The following is a 986-nucleotide window of genomic DNA, read 5'->3' on the forward strand; positions in this document are numbered from 1 at the left end:
CCTATCCGATCTCGATCACCGCCTTGCCGACGACCTTGCGGTCGATCAGGACGCGGAAGGCGTCGGCGGCGCGCTCCATCGGGAAGCGATGGGAGATGTGCGGGCGCATGACGCCGAGCGCCGCCAGGCGCGGGAGCTCGACGGCGTAGTCCTTGGCGTAGTCCGATCCGGCGCGCCGTGCGGTCTCGCCGGCGCGGACGCCGAGGATCGACAGCCCTTTGATCAGCACGTGGTTGGACATGATCTTGGTCGGGCCGCCCGAAGTGAAGCCGACGACCAGCAGGCGCGCACCATAGGCCGCCGCGCGCATGGATTTCTCCAGCACCTCGCCGCCCACCGGATCGTAGACCACGTTGGCGCCGCGCCCGTCGGTCAGGCCCTTCACGATCGCCACGAAATCGGCTGTCCGCAGGTTGACGACCAGATCGGCGCCCTGCTCACGCACCACGCTGAGCCGCTGATCGTCGCTGCCGGTGGCAATCACCTGAGCGCCGAGATGCTTGCCGAGCTGGACGGCGGCCATGCCGACCCCGCCCGAGGCGCCATGAACCAGCAGCACCTCGCGCGGCTTCAACGCCGCGCGATGGACCAGGGAGTGATAGGCCGTGGTCGCACCGACGCGGAACGCCGAGCCTTCGGCATCCGACCAGCCTTGCGGCAGGCGCATCAGGTTGCCGGATGCCGGCACCGTCACGTACTCGGCGAAGGCGCCGGGCCGTACGCCGAAGATCACGCGGTCGCCGACTTTCCAGGTCTTCACTTCGGCGCCAATGGCCGAGATCGTGCCCGCGCCTTCCATGCCGGGAATGAACGGCAGGTCGGGCTTGTGCTGGTAGTCCGCCGTCAGCATCAGCACGTCGGGGAAGTTCACCGACGCCGCGCCGACCTTGATCAGCACGTCGGCCGGGCCGATCTCCGGGACCGGCACGTCCTTGATCTGGAGGACAGAGGGATCGCCCAGGCGATCGCAGACAACGGCTCTCATG

The 986-nt window shown here is 68.6% G+C and carries 1 protein-coding gene; it reads right to left on the bottom strand.

The window, feature by feature from the left end; genetic code table 11:
• Position 1 precedes the first annotated feature (1 nt).
• Complete coding sequence (locus RSO01_RS46860) at positions 2-985, bottom strand: NADPH:quinone oxidoreductase family protein (protein WP_147157491.1); 984 nt, start codon at positions 983-985, stop codon at positions 2-4.
• Position 986 lies beyond the last annotated feature (1 nt).

The organism is Reyranella soli, from assembly GCF_007992495.1.
Classification (GTDB): domain Bacteria; phylum Pseudomonadota; class Alphaproteobacteria; order Reyranellales; family Reyranellaceae; genus Reyranella; species Reyranella soli.

What these genes read in the sequence shown, in the direction of transcription:
- RSO01_RS46860 (WP_147157491.1), bottom strand. Translation starts at nt 985, where the DNA reads ATGAGAGCCGTTGTCTGCGATCGCCTGGGCGATCCCTCTGTCCTCCAG.